This is a genomic window from Kangiella taiwanensis, assembly GCF_020005165.1.
GTDB lineage: Bacteria > Pseudomonadota > Gammaproteobacteria > Enterobacterales > Kangiellaceae > Kangiella > Kangiella taiwanensis.
In genome coordinates this window covers 529,822-549,007 of sequence record NZ_JAHCLT010000002.1, presented here as the reverse complement: position 1 = coordinate 549,007, position 19,186 = coordinate 529,822, and the positions used below count along the sequence as shown (strand labels likewise).

The following is a 19,186-nucleotide window of genomic DNA, read 5'->3' as shown; positions in this document are numbered from 1 at the left end:
TGGGGAGACTATTCGAATGAGTAATCAGGGCGTTAACAAAGGACGCAGGAATCTCCTAATCGGGGCTACTTCAGCAGTAGGCGCGGTTGGTGTGATTGGTGCGGCTGTACCTTTTGTACGTTCCTGGGCACCGAGTGCGAAAGCACAATCCGCCGGTGCGCCAGTAGAGCAAGAATATAGCAAACTAGAAGTTGGTCAGCAGATTACTGTTGAGTGGCGTGGTAAGCCGGTATGGATTATCCGTCGTGATCAGAAAATGCTAGGCAGCATCTCTAATAGTGAAGAGAAAGTTGCGGATCCAAACTCAGAAGCTGATCAACAACCTGCTTATTGTAAAAACGAGTTCCGCTCAATTGAGCCTGAGATCTTCGTTGCTGTTGGTTTGTGTACACACTTAGGGTGTTCACCAACGCTTTACGCTGAAGCTGGTTCATTGGAAAACGATTGGCTTGGTGGTTTCTACTGCCCATGTCATGGTTCTAAGTTTGACTTGGCTGGCCGTGTTTACGCGGGCGTACCAGCGAACGCTAACTTGGAAGTTCCGCCTTACACAATTGACACAGCGAGCAAAGTTATCGTTGTGGGCGAAGATGGGGGTGCCTAATGTTTAAAAGCTTTATGTCATGGCTTGACGCACGTTTCCCTGCGACAAAAGTTTGGAATGAGCATCTTGCTGAATACTATGCGCCAAAGAACTTTAACTTTTGGTATTTCTTCGGTTCATTAGCACTTCTTGTGCTAGTTAACCAACTATTAACCGGTATCTGGTTAACCATGTTCTACAGCCCAAGCGAGCCGTTTGCGTCTGTAGAGTACATCATGCGTGATGTCGACATGGGTTGGATTATCCGTTATCTACACTCGACAGGTGCTTCTGCCTTCTTTGTGGTCGTTTACTTACACATGTTCCGTGGCATTATTTATGGTTCATACAAGAAGCCGCGCGAGTTAGTGTGGATCTTCGGTATGATTATTTTTGTACTATTAATGGCTGAAGCGTTCATGGGCTACTTATTGCCATGGGGTCAGATGTCGTTCTGGGGTGCTCAGGTAATTATTAACCTCTTCGGTACTATCCCAGTCATCGGTCCTGACTTGGTTGAGTGGATTCGTGGTGACTTTACTTTGTCCCTTGCGTCTCTTAACCGTTTCTTTGCGTTACACGTGGTTGCAGTACCATTAGCACTTGTTGCTATGGTGTTCTTACACATCGTTGCACTACACAAAGTCGGCTCTAACAACCCTGACGGCGTTGAAATCAAAGAGAAGAAAGACGAGAACGGTATCCCACTAGACGGTATCCCATTCCACCCATACTACACAGTGAAAGACATTGTGGGCGTGGTGGTCTTCTTGATGATCTTCTTAAGCATCGTGTTCTTTGCTCCTGACTTTGGCGGCTATTTCCTAGAGCGTCCAAACTTTGAGCCAGCGAATCCGCTGAAGACACCGCCTCACATTGCTCCAGTTTGGTACTTTACACCGTTCTATACGATGTTACGTGCAGTTCCAGATCCGTTTGGTGGCTTTGTGGTGATGGCATTGGCGATTGTGATTTTATTCCTATTGCCATGGTTAGACCGTCAGAAAGTGAAGTCAATTCGTTACCGTGGTACTTCGTTTAAAGTTCTATTGTTCTTCTTCGTTGTATCGTTCATCATCCTAGGCGTGTTGGGTGTCATTGCAGTTACACCAACAACAGCGCTACTGGGTCAAATTTGTACGGCTTACTACTTCTTCTTCTTTATCGCGCTTTGGTTCTTACCGAAGTTTGAGAAAACGAAGCCAGTACCAGAGAGGGTAACAGACAAATGAAAAAGTTAATCACAGCTATTTTATTCCTGCTACCTGTCGCCGCTATTGCTGCGGGTGGTGGTACGACTTATCCAAACGATAAGGCAAACGTCAACTATGGTGATAAGGCGTCGATTCAGAATGGCGCCAAGTTATTCGTTAACTATTGTCAAGGTTGTCACTCAATGGAGTACGTACGCTATTCACGTATTGCACAAGACTTGGACTTAACTGAAGAACAAGCGTCAGAGCTGATTCTAGGTGAAGGCAAGCTTGGTGACACTATGGATAAAGCGATGGATAACGATCTTGCTGAGAAATGGTTCGGCGTTAATCCACTCGATTTATCGTTAGTGGCACGTGTTCGAGGCAATGACTGGGTATATAACTACCTGCGTGCTTTCTACCTTGACGATGCTCGTCCATATGGCGTGAACAACACAGTTTTCCCAAGTGTTGGTATGCCGCACGTATTGTCAGATTTACAAGGCTTGCAGCGCAAAAGCGACGAACTATTAGCCGTTGAAGACACTATTGCTAGTGGCAAAGCTCGTATCGAAGAGCTAAAAGCAACGCTAAAGAACTCAGAAGCTTCAGCTGAGGCGGTAGCTAAAGCAGAAGAAGAGATTGCATTGATTGAAGAAGAAGTGCATGACGCTGAGTTGGAAGTTACTAAGATTGCTCGTGAAGGCAATATGTTCACTATCGTAGAAGAAGGTGAAATGACGCCGGAAGAGTATGACCACGCGATGCGCGACTTGGTTGCTTTCATGGCGTATACCGCTAATCCAGTGAAATTGAAGAGTAAGGCTATCGGTCTTTGGACATTATTGTTCTTATTGATCCTACTGGTATTAGCTTACTTCTTGAAGAAAGAGTTCTGGAAAGACATTAAGAAGAAGTAATTCGGTTTGATGGGCCTCGCTCAGAGGCCCTTACTGTTTAGGAGAAAAAGTATGGCCGTAGTTGCCAAACGTTCAGTAATGACACTTTATTCAGGCAATGATGTTTACAGTCATCAGGCACGTATTGTGCTGGCTGAAAAAGGTGTGAATTATGAAGTGGTAGAAGTGACTTCTGACAAAGTCCCGGAAGATTTAATGGATCTGAACCCGTATGGCTCAGTACCAACTCTAATTGACCGTGATCTTGTGTTGTATGAAGCAAGTATCGTGATGGAATATTTAGATGAGCGCTTTCCTCATCCGCCATTGATGCCTGTTTATCCTGTCACTCGTGGCCGCAGTCGTTTAATGATGCATCGTATCCAGAAAGAGTGGTACAGCCAATACGAAATCATTGTGAACGGTACCGAAGCTAAAGCAAAGAAAGCGCGTAAAGAGCTACAAGAAAGCATTTTAGCGTTATCTCCGGTATTTGCGAGCAACCCATATTTCATGAGTGAAGAGTTCTCGTTGGTTGATTGCGTTATCGCACCTTTATTGTGGCGCGCAGACCAGCTGGGTATCGAAATCAGTGGCCGTGGCAGCAAAGCCATCCACGAATACATGGAAAAAATCTTTGAGCGCGAATCTTTCAAAGTCAGTTTGACTGAAGAAGAGCGTGAAATGAAACTAGGCTTAATGTAATGGCGGATACCACGCCATTACAGCCTTATCTTCTCATCGCTTACTATGAGTGGATGATAGATAATGGCTGGACCCCTCAAGTTCTCGTCGATTGTTCTCACCCAGAGGTAGATGTCCCTCAGCAATTCGCGAATGATGGCAAAATCGTACTTAATATTGCACCAGAAGCAGTGGCTAACTTTGAGCTTAATCATGACTTTTTAAGTTTTAGCGCTCGGTTTTCTGGCAAGTCTCTTAACATTTATATTCCAATGAACTCGATCGTTGCCATTTACGCACGAGAGAACGATCAAGGCATCATGTTCTCGCCAAACATGTACGGTGATGGTGAGTCGCCTCAATCATCGGAAAACAATGGTAATGATGATGGCCCAGATGATGAACCGCCGACGCCTCCAAAAGGCCGACCAAACTTAAAAGTTGTTAAATAAAAAAGCCCAGCAAATGCTGGGCTTTTTTATAGCTGTGGTCAGGGCTTTAGTTAATGTATTCAAAGATCTTAACGACTTTCTTAACGCCTGAAATATTACGGGCTACTAAAGCTGCTTTATCACCTTCTTCGCGGGTGACCAGACCCATCAGGAAAACCTCACCTGCTTCTGTGGTGACGTTGATGCGTTTGGAGTCTAGACCTTTTTCTGCCGCAAGACTGGACTTTACCTTGGTCGTGATCCAAGTATCAGACATGGTGCTGACAGAATCAGGATCTGCTATGCGGAGTTCATTAAAGACTTTACGGATCTCAGGGATGCCTTTTACTTCTCTTGAAACTTGTGCTTTTACTTCATCAGAAGGTACCTGCCCGTAAATCAAAACATAAAGGTTATGACTTTCAACGCCAATGAAGGATGGTTTATTTTTCGCTTCGATAGCGTCTGTAATCGTGTATACACGGCTTTCAATGCTACTATCTTCCGCCAAGGTGCCGAATGTTGTGCAGGCCGGTAAAAAGGTCGCTGTCACGATGACTAGGCTAAATATGCGCAAAGTTTGTTTTAAATTCATGAATTAAGCCTCAGTACCAAATAGGGAGTTATCGATAAAATCACACAGTGCATGAATGACGACTAAGTGAACTTCCTGTATTCTGGCCGTGGAATTTGAAGGAACACGGATTTCGACATCGTTCTGTCCCATCAAGCCCGCCATCTCACCGCCATCCTTGCCTGTTAAAGCGACAATAAGCATATCTTTACTGAGCGCAGTTTCCATGGCATTGATCACATTACGGGAATTACCACTTGTCGAAATTGCTAATAAAATGTCGCCAGGCTGACCAAGAGCTCTTAACTGTTTAGCAAAAACGTCGTTATAACTGTAATCATTAGAGATCGACGTCAAAGTACCTGTATCTGTGGTTAACGCTATGGCTGGTAAGCTTGGGCGCTCGCGCTCAAAGCGGTTAAGCATTTCCGAGGAAAAGTGTTGGGCATCTCCAGCTGACCCGCCGTTGCCACAACTTAACACTTTATTGCCAGCTAGCAGTGAGTTCACCATAACCTGGCCTGCTTTAGCGATGGACTCAGGTAATGAGTCGGCTGCAGCAATTTTGGTTTGAATACTTTCTGTAAAAATGTCGCGTATACGTTCTATCATGGATAGCCTAAGGTCGTTTACCAGCCGCTTTGTTGAAAGGCATCTTTATACCAATCGGCTGACAATGTTTTGTGTTCTAATGTTACGGAAACTACATCAAAACGACAATTCAGATGTTGATATTTTTTCTCTTGTTGCAGAAAAAACTGAGCCGTTTTAATAATTTTTTGCTGTTTTCGATAATCTACACTTTCGGCGCCGGAGCCATGAGTAACTTTAGCTCGGAATCTAACTTCAACAAAAGCCAGTGTTTTGCCATCAAGCATGATCAAATCAATTTCGCCATAACGTGAAGTCACGTTTTGCTTTACTAAATTGAGGCCTTGTAGTTTGAGGTATTTCAATACAAAGCGCTCAACTTTATCACCTTTTACCCTTGCTAACATATCAATCCTTGATAATGACTTTGACCCTACAACGGATTAAAGTTCCGAAGAGCTGGGCGTTACCGGTCCAAGCTCGTTTGCACACTAACTGGTATCATCTTGCCGTTCTTGAACATTCCCCAAGACAGTTGTCGTATAAATTGACCATAAGAGTCCATACTCAAAGTGCCGGACAAGCCTTCTATAAAATGGTTGGGGTTTTGAGCAAATTCAGCTAATTGAGGGATGATAGCGTAAGCATCGTGGCCCAAAGCAAAGAAACGTGCCAAGGTTCCAGTTGAGTTTGGAACTAATTGATTCATTTTTGTACGACTGTCTTTGATGGACTCAGTACTACCTAACATCCAAGGGGCGTCGGTAAACGAAATACCATCCAAGTCATTGTCGCGAGTCGGGTTGGTGTATCCTTCGTAGACGTTTGAAGTCGCGTACACCGGTAAATCGTAGGCGTAATAGTAATTCAAATAAGGCTTAATAATTCTAGCTTTGTCGACTTTTGATATGAGGAAAATAAAGTCGGCTGTAGCGGAGCCTTGCCCACTGGCCTCAATAGGTACGTTGAGGAAATTTTGCAGATCTTGCGCGCGCTTTTCAGCTTGATCAGCTCCGAGCATGGTCATGACTGCAGCTTTTACGTTTTGGTTGTGTGAGATATTGGCTACTTTAACGATGTAACCCCCCATTTGCTCAAACTCTTGTGTGAACGCTTCGACTGCACGTTTACCTAGTGATGAGTCTGCGTTGATAACAAACGCTCTGTCTTGCCCTTGGCGCATGGCGTGGCGTGCAATTTGTCGCGCCTCATCTTCTATCGGTAAGCCAAACTGGAAAAAGTTGCTCGGGATATAGTGTGAGTCCAAGCGGTTTAGCGCCAGTGTCGGGATAGGTAAACTCGGCTGTGCCGCTAAGTCTTCCATATTGGACTTAAGTAATGGCCCCACCACAAAGTCCACACCTTCTTCAAAAGCTCTTTGGTAGAGGGTTTGCATATCAATACCGTGAGTATCATAAACGACCACGTCCGCAGACTCAGCAGTGATGGCTTGCTCATAATAGCCAGCCATGAAGCCATCTCGTATTAGTTGGCCAACTGGTGCTAGGTTGCCGGATAATGGCACGAACAAACCGATCTTTGTTGGAGCTGATATTGTGAAGTCAAACGAGCCCATTTGACTCATATCAAGATAATCAATCGCAGGATGTTCAGGATAGATTTGTGACCACTCTTCCATGGCGACCGACATATTCGAAGCGTTTCGCATATAACGATGACGGATAATCGCCATGTCTAACCAACCAAGAATGTTGTGATCTGAAGCACGCGATCGTTTAAGCTCGATGGCACCTACAGGTGAAGCTAATAACTCCTGCCATGCTTTCTCGAATTGTGATTCAAGGATCCGATAATCTTCTATCAGAGGCTCCGCTTTTAAGCGTACAACCGCAGCATCAGCCAGTCGGTTGTTAGCCGCCAAACTATCCGCAAGCGTCTTGGCGTAGTGGGCTTGCCAGTTTTGGCTATGGGTTTGAGGATTGCCGATAGACTGTAGCGCACGAATAGACTCAAAAGGCTTATCCTGCGTCAAAGCAACTTCACCTAGTAGGAGGTAATATGCATCGCGCTCATCGGCTGGAAGCTCGGTTGGCTGAAAGCTGCGTAATAGGGCATAAGACTCTGTTGGCTGGCCCATTTCTTGGTATGCAATAGCCGCTTTGAGCTTAAAAGGTGATTGAGCCGTTCCTTGTTGTTGCTCAGCTTGCTGTAAATAAAAGTCGGGCGACTGCGCGACACGATCACGAATACCATCGTCTGACGTTGACTGACGAGGTTGAGTCGTGACACAAGAAACGACTAAAAAGCTACAAATCGCTAATGATAGGTTCTTGTTAAAGGACTTTTTTGTCATAATTCCATTCTCAAGAAGTAGATGGTGTTATTCTAAGCGCTCATGCATGACAAGGCAAAGAACCAATGGCAGATTTGACAGATTCTCACAACAAAAATTCACAACAAATCAAACAGTTCCAGATTGCAGCAGGAACTTTGTATGTTGTGGCGACGCCGATTGGTAATATTCACGATATTTCTTACCGTGCAATCGAAACCTTAAAGCAGGTTAGCTTAATTTGTGCTGAAGATACGCGGCACAGTCAGCGACTCATGTCACACTACGGTATTACAACACCTATGATGTCGTTGCATGAGCACAACGAAGAAGCTCGAATCGAGCAAATCGCAGCGAAGCTAGGTACTGGTGAATCGATTGCATTAATTTCTGACGCGGGTACGCCGCTGATTAGTGACCCAGGGTTCAAGTTAGTGAGAGGCCTACGTCAACACAGCGCCAAGATTAGTCCTGTCCCTGGTGCTAGTGCTTTAATCTCAGCCTTATCTGTCGCTGGGTTAGCTACTGACAGTTTCAGTTTTTGGGGCTTTCTGCCGTCAAAGTCGAAGGCGAGATGCGAACGGTATCAAGCTTTGGCTGATAATAAAGAAACGCTGGTTTTTTATGAATCTTCTCACCGTATTGTCGATAGTTTAAAGGATTTGAGCGATGTAATGGGTGATAGACATATAGTGATTGCGCGAGAAATCACCAAAAACTTTGAAACGATCTTGTCGGGTACTGCGTCTATAGTACTACAACAGGTAATAAACGACCCGAATCAACAAAAAGGTGAGTTTGTGTTGATGGTCGAAGGCGTCACTAAAGCTGTTGCAGACGAAAGTATCAGTAGCGAAGCGAAACATATCATGTCGCACTTGGTATCGGAATTACCGCCAAACAAAGCGGCAAAGCTGGCAGCTCAAATCACAGGTGCAAAAAAGAAAGACCTGTATCAGTGGGCGCTACAGCAAAAGACAGATTAAGTGGAGGTTTTATGAAAAACTACAAACACATTTTTATCACTGCCGTTAGTGCCTTAGCCTTGAGCTGGGCTGGCGTGAGCATTGCTGATTCTAGCGCTTCCAAGAATACCGCTCAGTCTACGTCAGCGATTAAAGTGCAATGGAAAGACTTTGATGACTATCGTGATGTTCGCGCTGCTACTGAGCCGAAAGGTACATTTCATAAGCGCGTTAAAAAGAGCTTCGACAAATTCTTTAATGATTACGGTAAAGAATTACCAGAAGGCCAAACATTATCTATTGAAATTAAAGATTTAGACTTGGCAGGTCACGTTCAGATGTCAGGTACGCGAGATTTTCGTGTGATGCGAGACATTGACTTCCCACGCATGGAGTTCAGTTACACGCTAACAGGAGCTGATGGTAACGTGATCAAGCAGGGTGAAGCGAAAATTAAAGACATGAACTACTTGTATCATGAAAAATCTTGGAAACGGTACAGAGAAGGCTTCTATTATGAGAAGCGTATGTTCAGAGAGTGGTATGAAGATACGTTAGGTAAAAACTAGTTGCTTTAAGCCATACACAAATTTTGCCCCGAAAAGGTAGGGAAGTTAAGTTTTCCTTGCCTTTTTTTGTACGGCGACTAAACTTGCTGCAAAGCTGGCCAGACAGTCGCTGCCTATGATTTTCATAGGGAGAGGAAAGTCCGGACTTCACAGAGCAGGGTGCCAGGTAACGCCTGGGCGGCGCAAGCCGACGGCAAGTGCAGCAGAAAATATACCGCCTATGTTCCTCGGAGCAGGTAAGGTTGAAATGGTGCGGTAAGAGCGCACCGCGCTTCTGGTAACAGTAAGCGGCGAGGTAAACCCCACCCGAAGCAAGACCAAATAGGGTTCCGTACGGCGTTGCTCGCGTTGGAACCGGGTAGGTTGCTGGAGCCATCGAGCGATTGGTGGCCTAGACGAATGACTGTCCACGACAGAATCCGGCTTATCGGCCAGCTTTTCTTTTTCTTCCTTCTGACTTTTCTTGTCATTCCAAACTGTGGCCAATGGCAATACCTTTAGGTAACTTGGAATCTAGTTATATTATTAGCAATCTATTTCGCCCCTCGGCGAGTCACTTTTTCTTGTGCGAGCAAGAAAAAGTGACCAAAAAGAAACACGCCCCGATATTGAGGTCATGTGAACATGACTTCCTGCTCTATTTCCAAAATACTTAACGCATCAGAGTTTACAGCACTTCCTTGTGCTGAAAACTCTTACCAAAATCATCCACGATTTTGGTTTGCTATATTTTGTAAATAGCACAGCTCAATATAAGGGGAAATTTGTGCAGGCTTGTGCTGTTAATACCCCCTTAAAGTTAGCCGAGAGAGAAAAAGTTATAGCGTAAATTAGGCATGGAGCCTAATTTAGCTAAGACGAAACAAGGACGTTTCGTTTGACGACGCGTATGTAACTTTGATGAGCGAGGGAAGTCCGAAGGACCTAACGATCTGGGGTGCCTTTTCTTTTGGTTCGTTTTCTTTGGGCAAACAAAGAAAATGAACATCTAAAATTAATTATTGATTAAAGTAAGACTATAAACCGCTATCCCACAAGCCGTCGCGACATTCATGGAGGAGTTGTGGCCGAGCATGGGGATGTGGGTGGTGATGTCTGATAGCTTGAGTAACTCTTCGCTGACGCCAGTATTTTCTGAGCCGAGTATGAGGCAAACTTTCTGAGTTTTTCCTAGTTGTATTTCTTGTAATGGAACGCTGTCACTGGTGATTTCGAGGGCGATGATGGTGTAGTTTTCTTCTTTTAGTCTATTTATTAATTCAACAAGGTTTTCTACTGTTTCATAGGGCACATATTTTTCTGTGCTGCGTGAGGTTTTGCGGATCTTATTATTAGGCGGAATCGGTGTGTCGCCTGATACGTAGATTTTTTCGACACCGAGTGCGTCCGAAATACGGAAGAGGCTGCCGACGTTCATGGGTACGGTGATGTTGTGTGCAAGTAGACTGATCTGGCGATTGCCTTTCTTTTTTGTGTTTTTGTTTTCTAAGTGATCGGCGTGTTCGAGTTGTCTGTTGCTCATGACAGCGTCAGCTTTATTAGGTTGTGATTAGTTTGCCTGAGCAGGTTTGGTTTAGCAAATAGGGATTGTATCAAAGTGGTGTTGGGTAAAAACAAAAAACAGCCAGCGCGAAGGGTTACTAAGGGGTAGTCAGTGTCTTGGTTAGAAGACTGCGCTGGCTGTTACACTGAAGTAAAGCTGAGTAAGAATTAGTTAACTATGATTTCAACAATTGTTTCGATTAGGGGGTTCGATTACGATTCTTCTTCACCCGTTTCTTCAGATTGGGTAGTGACTAGGGCGCGAGTATGGTCGCCGTAGACAGGTTTTTCGTTGCGTAGCATATCCATCATGATCTGGAACTCTGCTGCATTGACATAAACGCTTCGTTCGCGAGTGTTATCGTAATAGGTAAACCAGAAGTGGCCGCGGTTTTGGCTAGAGTCCCACCAGCCTTGGTATTTTTGAATCAGCTTGATCGCCATAGTAAAGTCCTTTTCGTTGTTTCCGTTAATACATCCGTTAGGTTTTTGCTACTGGGAAGGATGTTGAAAGGGAAGTAGCACGTCCTGTGCCATTCCCTTTTCATCAACATGCTCATCCTGAGCCTTCTTTCCTTAGAATATTGTCTCTTCCTGAGACGGTCCATTAAAACCTCTTCCTGAGGTGTCCCTGATACTCTCGTCCTTAAGAGCAGAACCATTCCGTCGGTTCAGTGCTATTTAATAATAAACAGAGGTGACAAACTAGGTGTATTCGATGAAGCTTTTGTGAGAGATCGACTACAGTTGGGTTACGAATTCACGTGTCTCTATTCGTATTCGAGTTCGTCGAAGATTGGCGAAGGCCCGAAAACGTTGGATTGAGTAATCGTTGTAAAGATTTCCAGGGCTTTAATGCCTTTGCTGGAATTACCTTTGCTGTTTAAACCAGGACTCCACACGGCGATACTGTATTGGTCGGGGTAAATGGCAACAATACCGCCACCAACGCCACTTTTGCCTGGTAGCCCGACTTTAAAGGCAAATTCGCCCGCTTCGTCATAAAAACCGCAGAGCAACATTATGGCGTTGATACGTTTCGTTTCTTGTGCGGTCAGTATACGTTCATTATTGAGCGGATTTTTTCCGCCTCGGGCCAGAAACATGAAGGTTTGCGCCAGATCTTTGCATGACATTTCGATAGAGCAAAGGTGGAAGTATAAATCGAGGACTTCCTCAACGTCGTTATCGATATTGCCGTAAGACTTCATTAGATTGATGTGAGCATTATTCTTAAAGCCACACTCTTTTTCGGACTCAGCTGTTTCTTTGCAGTAATCGATGTTTGGGTTACCTGCTAAATTACGAACGAACTGAATAAAGTCTTGGTATGGGTTATCGAGCTGACTTACCAGAATGTCACAAACGACAATGGCTCCAGCATTGATGAGCGGGTTACGAGGGACCCCTTGTTCGTATTCAAGCTGCACTAATGAGTTAAAGGGGCTGCCTGATGGTTCGACCCCCACTCGTTTCCATAAGTCAGTACCTACTAACTTGAAAGCGTAGACAAGTGATAGAACTTTAGAAATACTCTGGATGGAAAAGTTTTCATCAACATCACCATGGTCGTATTCGTGACCTTCTTCGGTCACCAAATACATACCAAACTTATTGGGGTTAGCCTTTGCCAAGGCCGGAATATAGGTCGCAACTTGTCCTATTTCGTCAAAATCGTTCAGTTCGTCGCTGATTTGTTCGAAAATCTCTTTGTAATTCATAACCTTAGACTTCGCTGAGTGCTTATCACAGTCTATGCAACTATCAGTGGAATTGCTACCCTCAAATCTGAGCTTATGCCGTTAGGCTATATGTTTAAAAGGAAAGTAGGCAATGTCTTTAGACATTTTGCGCTATCTCCTGGAATTTAAGCTGTAATTGTAAAATTGTTTTACCGAATTGCCCGATATTTGGTCGTTTCAGCCGATTTTTGAGTTCGAAAGTGAAAATAAATCGCCTTCTAACTTAAAGTAGTTTCTAACTTATAACGCTAATTTGATGAAAAGTCTCGCTTTTATTTTTGCCTGTTTGTTAGTGCCAACTAACTTTCGCTAAGTGTTTGTCAAATAAGGACATTTTTCACATTTTGCATGCAGATTTGCCTTGCAAAAATCACCCAAACTTCATATAGTGTAGAGAAGTGGAGAAAAGTGTCGCAAAGTGGATCGTAAAGGATCAGTGACGATCAAATCGATTTACTGTGCGTTGTAACAAACCATCATTAGTGATGGCGAGCTTTGAAAAAGACCCTTGAAAGAGCCTTGCTTAATCTCTCTCCTAGCAATCCTCTTTCAAGCTTCTTTCTAAAACTGCCCTTAATGATGCAACAGTCGAGTTAATCGGGGTTAAGAGAAGCCAATGTTTAGAGGCGCAACAGCAATCAATATGGACGCGAAAGGTCGTATCGCCATTCCGGCGAAGTACCGTTCGCGTTTTCATGATGCTTGTGCAAATCAAATCGTGGTGACCATTGACCTGTTTGACCCGTGTTTACTGCTTTTCCCGCTTCCCCAATGGGAACAACTCGAAACCACTTTAGACACTTTTTCCAATACTGACCCTAACCAACGACGTATTAAGCGCATGTTACTCGGCCATGCCTCTGAGCATGAGATCGACGGTAACGGCCGTATTTTACTACCTCCAGTTCTTCGTGAATATGCACATCTTGAAAAAGAAGTGTTATTAGCGGGCCAAGGTAAAACGTTCCAGATTTGGAATGAAACCAACTGGCACAAGAAGATCGAAGATGATGTGGCTGCGTTGGGCGAGGGTCCATTAGATACAGAGAATTTACCGGACCTGGCGTTTTAATCATGAACTCTAGTCATGAAAAGACTGCACACGATTCGGTTCTACTCGATGAGGCAGTGGAGGCTCTGGTGATCAACCCTGACGGTATTTACATTGACTGCACCTTTGGCCGTGGCGGCCATAGTCGAGCGGTACTGTCAGTGCTGTCTGAAAACGGTCGTTTGTTGGCGTTTGATAAAGATCCTCAGGCGATAAAAGAAGGTAAAGCATTAGAGCGAGAAGATGCAAGATTTGAAATCATCCACGAGAGCTTTTCCCTTTTAGAACAAAAGGTTAGCGAAAAGCAGTTGGTCGGTGAAATCGATGGCATCTTAATGGATTTAGGCGTGTCGTCACCACAGTTAGATCAGGCGGAACGCGGCTTTAGTTTTATGCAAGACGGGCCTTTGGATATGCGCATGGACACCACGCGCGGCCAAACGGCTGAAGAGTGGATTGCTGAAACTAAAGAAGAAGATATGGTGTGGGCGTTCAAAACCTATGGTGAAGAGCGTTATGCCAAACGAATCGCGAGAGCGATCATTGAGAAGCGACAAAAAGCCTCAATTAACCGCACCTTAGAGTTAGCGGCCATTATAAAAGAGGCGCATCCGCGTTGGGAAAAGCATAAGCACCCAGCAACTCGCTGTTTTCAGGCAATTCGCATTGCCGTCAACAGTGAGCTGGATGATTTACAAAAAACTTTAGAGCAATCTTTAGAGTGCTTGAAAGTCGGTGGCCGGATGGTCGCCATCAGTTTCCATTCGCTGGAAGATCGAATGGTCAAACGGTTTATACAGAAACAGGAAAAAGGCCAGGATTTTCCACCTGGCTTGCCGGTTACGGAAGACATGATTAACCGACGAATGAAGAAGGTGGGTAAATTCACCAAAGCAGGTGATAAAGAGTTAGAACGAAATAACCGCGCGCGTAGCGCGGTTATGCGTGTTGCGGAGAAACTCTCTTGAGCAAGAAAAAGGTTAAAGAAACCAATAGCTTATGGCCTTTTTATAGTTTGATGGCAGCATTCGCAAGACGCTTTGGAGTGATTGCTCTAGGTGTAGTGGTTGTAGTATCGGCAGTAGTCGTGGCGTACCAAACACACCAGCTTCGTCAGGCAACGATTGAGTTAAAGAAGCTGCAGGACGAGCAAACAGCGCTGGATTTGCAATGGCAAAAGTTACGGCTGGAGCAGAGCGCCTTAGCTGACCACAGCAGAATCGAGCAGTTGGCGCAAGAAAAGTTACAAATGAAACATACAAACAATGATGACGAAATCATCATGAAACCTGCTCTTAGAGACAAAGAGTAGTTGACGGTTAAGTAAATAGGCTTAGGACCAGTATAGAGAATGAAGAAGGTTAGAAACCGCAAAGTTAAAACAGTACCACTGTGTACATGGCGTTTTTACGTCATGATCGTAGTGCTATTGTGCGGTTTCGTTGCGTTGATGGGCCGAGCGGCTTACTTACAAGTAGTCAGCGCTGATGACCTTGCTAAAGCAGGAGACTCTCGCTCAGTAAGGGTCAAAGGTATTTCAAGCCATCGGGGATTAATTCTCGATCGAAACGGTGTTGAGTTAGCGCGTTCGGTACCAACCGAGTCGGTATGGCTGGATGTAAAAACCTTATTGCAAACGCCAAAAGTATTACAAAGTGAGCAGTGGAAAGCCTTTGCTGCAGCGCTAAAGCGAAATGAAAATGAATTAAATCAGTGGGTTATGAATCGCTCAGAGCGCCAGTTTGTATGGCTAGAGCGTCAGGTAGACCCTAACGTATCGCTCTACATTAAACGCCTTGATATTAAGGGTGTAAATTTTAAAACCGAATATCGCCGTTATTATCCAAGTGCGGAAGTTGCTGCGCATGTGGTCGGTTTTACCGGTGTTGATGACAAAGGTTTGGAAGGTGTAGAAAAAGCATTCGACAGTTTCTTAACAGGTAAACCAGGCAAAGAAAAAGTCGTGGTTGATCTGTATCGACGCGTGGTTGAAGAGCGCGGCGTTCTTGCCAAAGCTGAGCAAGGCAATGATTTACAACTAAGCATCGACTCGCGTATTCAAGCGGCTGCCTACAAAGAATTAAAGAAAGCGGTCTTGTCCAATGGAGCGAAAGGTGGCTCGGTTGTCGTGATGGATGTTGATACGGGCGAAGTGTTAGCGATGGCTAGCCAACCGTCGTTTAACCCGAATCGTTCAGATAGCCGCTTGCCAGAGCTAACACGTAATCGCTCTATAACTGACATGTTTGAACCAGGCTCAACAGTCAAACCGCTAACAGTGATTAGTGGATTGAGCAGTGGGAAGTTTGGACTAGACACTGAAATCGATACGTCACCAGGGCGTATGTATTTGGATTACGCGTGGGTAAGAGATACTCGTAATTACGGCGTGCTAGATCTTGATGGAATTATTAAAAAGTCGAGCAACATGGGTGTGTCTAAAATCGCACTCGAACTAACCGATGAAGAATTTTTAAGCACGCTATATGCCGTTGGTTTTGGCGTGAACACTGGACTGGGTATTCAAGGCGAAGCAGAAGGTCGGTTATCACCTCGCCCAAATTGGTCACGACATGAGAAAGCAACTTGGTCTTATGGTTATGGCTTTATGGTAACGCCGATGCAGCTTGCGCAAGCATACTCAATTCTGGGTGCGGGTGGTATCAAAAGAATCCCAACTTTATTAAAGCGTCCTGAGCATGAGGAAATTGAGGGGGAGCGTGTGATTCAACCTGAAATTGCCTCGCAGGTCGTGAAGATGATGGAGCAAGTAACGCAAAAAGGTGGTACTGGTACGCGTGCTCGAGTCGATGGTTACCGTGTTGCAGGTAAAACTGGTACTTCGCGGAAAGCGATTCGTGGCGGCTATGGCGATGAGTATGTGACTTACTTTGCAGGTTTAGTACCCGCTACTGATCCAAAGTTTGCCATTGTGGTTATGGTTGATGAACCCGCTGGTGATAGTTATTACGGCGGTACGGTTTCTGCGCCAGTCTTTTCTAAAGTAGCAGATACCGCATTGCACTTACTGAACGTGGCCCCTGACGGTGAGCTTGATCGCCCAGCGGTTGCTACAGCTACCGGCGGAATAACACAAAAGGGGGCGGGTAATGACTAGCTTCCAAGGTACAAGCTTTAAACCAAAGGCTTTGTCAAAAGTACTGAAAAAGCACTTTAACAAAGAGCAGTTAGGCGAATTTGCTTCGCTGGATGTGTCTGGCGTCAGTTTAGACAGTCGAGCTGTTTCCGAGGGCGTGATGTTTATTGCGTACCCAGGACATCAATCTGATGGTCGCCAGTACTTACAGCAAGCTGTTGATGCTGGTGCAAGTGCTCTGGTTGTTGAAAAAGAAGATCTGGAAAAATTTGCGACTGTTAAAAGTGATGTCGCAGAGTTTTCAGGCGTGCCGCTAATAGCCATCGAAAACTTAGCTCAGGCGAGCGGAGATATTGCTGCGCGTTTTTACGGTAATCCAACGCGTAAAATGTCAGTAACAGGAATTACTGGTACTAATGGTAAAACAAGTTGCTGCTACTTATTAGCTCAAGCACTGGAGTTCTTGAATTATCCAACCTTAATGCTAAGCACGATTGGTAACGGTAACCCAACAAACTTACAAGCGACAACAAATACCACGCCTGATGCAGTGTCGTTACAGCGTATCTGCGCGGAGTATTTACAGCACAAGAATCATTATATGACCATGGAAGTTTCGTCCCATGGTTTGCTGCAAGGTCGTGTGAATGGTGTTGAGTTTACCGTTGCCTTGTTTACCAATTTGTCGGTCGATCATTTGGACTACCACGGCGATATGGAGTCGTACTTCCAAGCGAAACGTCAGCTGTTCTTAAACAAAGATTTGAAAGCGGTCGTGATTAATGCGGATGATGAGTACGGCCGCCGTTTATTAAAAGACAATAAGATCAAGTGTCAGAAAATAGCTTATAGCCAGTTCAGTAAGGACTCTGCCGAACACCATGAGCTGCCAACTGAACATTGGATTACCGCAGATAATGCGGAGCTCAGTTTAAATGGTTTAAAAGCGGACCTGCATACGCCTTGGGGTAGTGCAAAGTTACATTCTCGCCTTCTGGGGCAGTTTAACTTATCAAATTTGATGGCGGTCGCTGGTGCGTTAGGCGTGATGTTAGGCGATAGCCACAAATGGATTATTGCGTTGAATTCAGCCAACCCGGTTCCAGGTCGTATGCAGCAGTTCAGTGCTGCTGGCAAACCAACCGTTGTAGTGGACTATGCTCATACGCCAGACGCCTTAGAGAAAGCATTATCAGCGCTAAAAGCTCACTGCGAAAAAGGCAAAGTGTGGGGCATCTTTGGTTGTGGCGGTGATCGTGATAATTCAAAACGATCCATCATGGGACAAGTGGTTGAGGCTAACGCCGATGAAGTCATTATTACCGATGATAACCCTCGGACAGAAAAGCGTGAAGCAATTGTCGATATGATTCGTCAGGGGATGAAAAATAAAGACGTGCCTTACATCAGCAGTCGATTTGAAGCCATTAAATATGCATTAGAAAACGCCAGTACAGAAGACATGATCTTGGTTGCAGGTAAAGGGCATGAAGATTACCAAGTTATTGGTACTGAAAAGATTGATTACAGCGACTTAGATTCCGTTAAAACTTTAATGGAGGTGCAGTCATGATTCCATTGAAACTTTCTGCAATAGCAGATTTCTGTGTTGGTAAATTGCATGGCAAGGACTTAACTGTAGAAAAAGTCATGACAGACAGCCGAGCGGACTGTACGGACGCATTATTTGTGGCCTTAGTCGGCGAGCGATTTGATGCACATGAATTTATTAATACTGCTGAAAACCAGGGTGCAATAGCGCTCATGGTTAGCCGTAAAGTGGATAGTGAGCTGCCGCAAATAATTGTAGAAGATACGGAAAAAGCATTAGGGCAGTTGGCTCGGTTTGTGCGCCAAGAAGTAAACCCAAAGGTTGTGGGTATTACTGGAAGCGCGGGCAAGACGACGGTCAAAGAGCTCGTTGCTTCAATACTGCGTTTGGTAGACACAGGTTCTAAAGAAAGCGTTTTAGCCACAAAAGGGAACTTTAATAACCATATTGGTGTGCCGCTGACTTTATTAGATCTCAACAAAGAACATGAATATGCGGTTATTGAAATGGGGGCAAACCATAAAGGTGAAATAGCGTATTGCGCTAGCCTTGCCAAACCGAACGTTAGTGTCATTAATAACGTTGAACCAGCTCACTTAGAAGGCTTTGGTTCAATTGAAGGTGTTGCAGAGGCAAAATCTGAAATATATCAATCGCTTGGTGAAAGCGGTACGGCGATTATCAACCTTGATTGTGAGTTTGCTTCGCAATGGCTAGAAGAGTTTATTGACTGTCATAAAGTTACAGTCTCTCGCCATAATGATGCCCACTTTAGCGCCAATAATGTGCACTTAAACTCCGAAGGTTTGGTGACATTTGATTTGATTAAACGACATTTGACGGGGAAAGACTCAGTCACAGTAACGTTGCAATTAGCGGGTTTGCATAATGTTTCTAACGCATTGGTGGCAGCCGCAATTTGTAGCCAGTTTGACGTTGAATTAGACACGATCAAGCGTGGTTTAGAACAAGCTGGTTCTGTAAAAGGCCGATTGAACCTTATCGCGGGATTGCAGGGGTGTCTCATCATTGATGATACCTACAACGCCAGCGTTGGCTCGGTAAAAGCGGCAATTGATGTACTTGTGAGTAAACAAGGTGAACCTATTTTTGCATTTGGGGACATGGGTGAACTGGGCACAGAAAGTGCTCGTTATCATAAAGAAATTGGCGATTACGCTAAGCAGAAAGGCGTAAAAAAATTATTCGCTTTCGGCACGGAGGTTGCTCATACCGTAAAGGCTTTTGGGGACGGTGCAGAATTTTTCATTGATAATAACGCGTTAATTGATGCTGTTCGGGGACAGCTAGATTCAACGCAAGTTATTTTAATAAAAGGCTCGCGCAGTGCTCGCATGGAGCAAGTAGTACAGGCGTTACAAGAGCCACAACAAACAGAAAAAAGGGGAGGTTAACC

Annotated in this window: 20 protein-coding genes and 1 other RNA gene; 14 read left to right on the top strand and 7 right to left on the bottom strand. The window is 44.7% G+C overall.

Annotated features, from left to right (window positions below):
• The first annotated feature begins 16 nt into the window (after positions 1 to 16).
• From petA to KFK88_RS08075, 5 genes are read left to right on the top strand one after another with little or no spacing between them, the layout of a single operon-like run.
• Entirely contained in the window at positions 17 to 604 is a 588-nt protein-coding gene (gene petA, locus KFK88_RS08095; protein WP_223578449.1) for a ubiquinol-cytochrome c reductase iron-sulfur subunit, read from the top strand.
• Positions 604 to 1,815, top strand: coding sequence for a cytochrome b (locus tag KFK88_RS08090; protein WP_223578447.1), 1,212 nt, complete (start codon positions 604 to 606; stop codon positions 1,813 to 1,815). The genes petA and KFK88_RS08090 overlap by 1 nt, the downstream gene beginning before the upstream one ends.
• Positions 1,812 to 2,699 (top strand): cytochrome c1, encoded by an 888-nt coding sequence (locus tag KFK88_RS08085; protein ID WP_223578445.1) that lies wholly within the window; start codon positions 1,812 to 1,814, stop codon positions 2,697 to 2,699. The genes KFK88_RS08090 and KFK88_RS08085 overlap by 4 nt, the downstream gene beginning before the upstream one ends.
• Positions 2,700 to 2,750: 51 nt before the next feature.
• Positions 2,751 to 3,383, top strand: coding sequence for a stringent starvation protein SspA (sspA, locus tag KFK88_RS08080; protein ID WP_223578443.1), 633 nt, complete (start codon positions 2,751 to 2,753; stop codon positions 3,381 to 3,383).
• On the top strand, positions 3,383 to 3,814 hold the full coding sequence (locus KFK88_RS08075; RefSeq protein WP_223578442.1) for a ClpXP protease specificity-enhancing factor: 432 nt from the start codon (positions 3,383 to 3,385) through the stop codon (positions 3,812 to 3,814). Before sspA ends, KFK88_RS08075 begins: the two co-directional genes overlap by 1 nt.
• A gap of 46 nt (positions 3,815 to 3,860) precedes the next feature.
• Here the strand turns inward: KFK88_RS08075 and KFK88_RS08070 are convergent, their stop codons facing one another.
• The 4 genes from KFK88_RS08070 to KFK88_RS08055 are packed head-to-tail and all read right to left on the bottom strand — an operon-like array spanning position 3,861 to position 7,272.
• On the bottom strand, positions 3,861 to 4,388 hold the full coding sequence (locus tag KFK88_RS08070; protein ID WP_223578440.1) for a BON domain-containing protein: 528 nt from the start codon (positions 4,386 to 4,388) through the stop codon (positions 3,861 to 3,863).
• A gap of 3 nt (positions 4,389 to 4,391) precedes the next feature.
• A complete protein-coding gene (locus tag KFK88_RS08065) occupies positions 4,392 to 4,979 on the bottom strand; it encodes a phosphoheptose isomerase (RefSeq protein ID WP_223578438.1) in 588 nt (195 codons plus the stop codon).
• 17 nt (positions 4,980 to 4,996) lie between these two features.
• Entirely contained in the window at positions 4,997 to 5,365 is a 369-nt protein-coding gene (locus KFK88_RS08060; protein WP_223578436.1) for a YraN family protein, read from the bottom strand.
• A 59-nt stretch (positions 5,366 to 5,424) separates the two neighbouring features.
• Positions 5,425 to 7,272 (bottom strand): penicillin-binding protein activator, encoded by a 1,848-nt coding sequence (locus KFK88_RS08055; RefSeq protein ID WP_223578434.1) that lies wholly within the window; start codon positions 7,270 to 7,272, stop codon positions 5,425 to 5,427.
• A 65-nt stretch (positions 7,273 to 7,337) separates the two neighbouring features.
• On the opposite strand from KFK88_RS08055, the gene rsmI reads away from it, so the two are divergent.
• From rsmI to rnpB, 3 genes are all read left to right on the top strand, one after another.
• Positions 7,338 to 8,237: a 16S rRNA (cytidine(1402)-2'-O)-methyltransferase gene (gene rsmI / locus KFK88_RS08050; RefSeq protein ID WP_223578431.1), complete on the top strand. Its 900-nt coding sequence runs from the start codon at positions 7,338 to 7,340 to the stop codon at positions 8,235 to 8,237.
• An 11-nt stretch (positions 8,238 to 8,248) separates the two neighbouring features.
• Positions 8,249 to 8,785: a DUF3016 domain-containing protein gene (locus tag KFK88_RS08045; protein WP_223578430.1), complete on the top strand. Its 537-nt coding sequence runs from the start codon at positions 8,249 to 8,251 to the stop codon at positions 8,783 to 8,785.
• Between the two features lie 90 nt (positions 8,786 to 8,875).
• Positions 8,876 to 9,228: RNase P RNA component class A (rnpB, locus tag KFK88_RS08040), an RNA gene on the top strand.
• Positions 9,229 to 9,779: 551 nt separating this feature from the next.
• Here rnpB and KFK88_RS08035 read toward each other — a convergent pair.
• The 3 genes from KFK88_RS08035 to KFK88_RS08025 form a co-directional block, all read right to left on the bottom strand.
• Entirely contained in the window at positions 9,780 to 10,307 is a 528-nt protein-coding gene (locus KFK88_RS08035) for a TrmH family RNA methyltransferase (protein ID WP_223578428.1), read from the bottom strand.
• Between the two features lie 233 nt (positions 10,308 to 10,540).
• Entirely contained in the window at positions 10,541 to 10,771 is a 231-nt protein-coding gene (locus KFK88_RS08030; protein WP_223578426.1) for a hypothetical protein, read from the bottom strand.
• A gap of 326 nt (positions 10,772 to 11,097) precedes the next feature.
• Positions 11,098 to 12,048: a glutaminase gene (locus KFK88_RS08025; RefSeq protein ID WP_223578424.1), complete on the bottom strand. Its 951-nt coding sequence runs from the start codon at positions 12,046 to 12,048 to the stop codon at positions 11,098 to 11,100.
• 637 nt (positions 12,049 to 12,685) lie between these two features.
• Here KFK88_RS08025 and mraZ point away from each other — a divergent pair.
• From mraZ to KFK88_RS07995, 6 genes are read left to right on the top strand one after another with little or no spacing between them, the layout of a single operon-like run.
• A complete protein-coding gene (gene mraZ, locus KFK88_RS08020; protein WP_223578422.1) occupies positions 12,686 to 13,141 on the top strand; it encodes a division/cell wall cluster transcriptional repressor MraZ in 456 nt (151 codons plus the stop codon).
• Between the two features lie 2 nt (positions 13,142 to 13,143).
• Positions 13,144 to 14,088 carry a 16S rRNA (cytosine(1402)-N(4))-methyltransferase RsmH gene (gene rsmH, locus KFK88_RS08015; RefSeq protein ID WP_223578420.1) on the top strand — a complete coding sequence of 315 codons (945 nt, stop codon included), beginning with the start codon at positions 13,144 to 13,146 and terminating at the stop codon, positions 14,086 to 14,088.
• Positions 14,085 to 14,432 (top strand): cell division protein FtsL, encoded by a 348-nt coding sequence (ftsL, locus tag KFK88_RS08010; protein WP_223578418.1) that lies wholly within the window; start codon positions 14,085 to 14,087, stop codon positions 14,430 to 14,432. The genes rsmH and ftsL overlap by 4 nt, the downstream gene beginning before the upstream one ends.
• A gap of 39 nt (positions 14,433 to 14,471) precedes the next feature.
• Positions 14,472 to 16,238: a peptidoglycan D,D-transpeptidase FtsI family protein gene (locus KFK88_RS08005; protein WP_223578416.1), complete on the top strand. Its 1,767-nt coding sequence runs from the start codon at positions 14,472 to 14,474 to the stop codon at positions 16,236 to 16,238.
• On the top strand, positions 16,231 to 17,790 hold the full coding sequence (locus KFK88_RS08000) for a UDP-N-acetylmuramoyl-L-alanyl-D-glutamate--2,6-diaminopimelate ligase (RefSeq protein WP_223578414.1): 1,560 nt from the start codon (positions 16,231 to 16,233) through the stop codon (positions 17,788 to 17,790). The genes KFK88_RS08005 and KFK88_RS08000 overlap by 8 nt, the downstream gene beginning before the upstream one ends.
• Entirely contained in the window at positions 17,787 to 19,184 is a 1,398-nt protein-coding gene (locus KFK88_RS07995; protein ID WP_223578413.1) for a UDP-N-acetylmuramoyl-tripeptide--D-alanyl-D-alanine ligase, read from the top strand. The genes KFK88_RS08000 and KFK88_RS07995 overlap by 4 nt, the downstream gene beginning before the upstream one ends.
• The last annotated feature ends 2 nt before the right edge of the window (positions 19,185 to 19,186 follow it).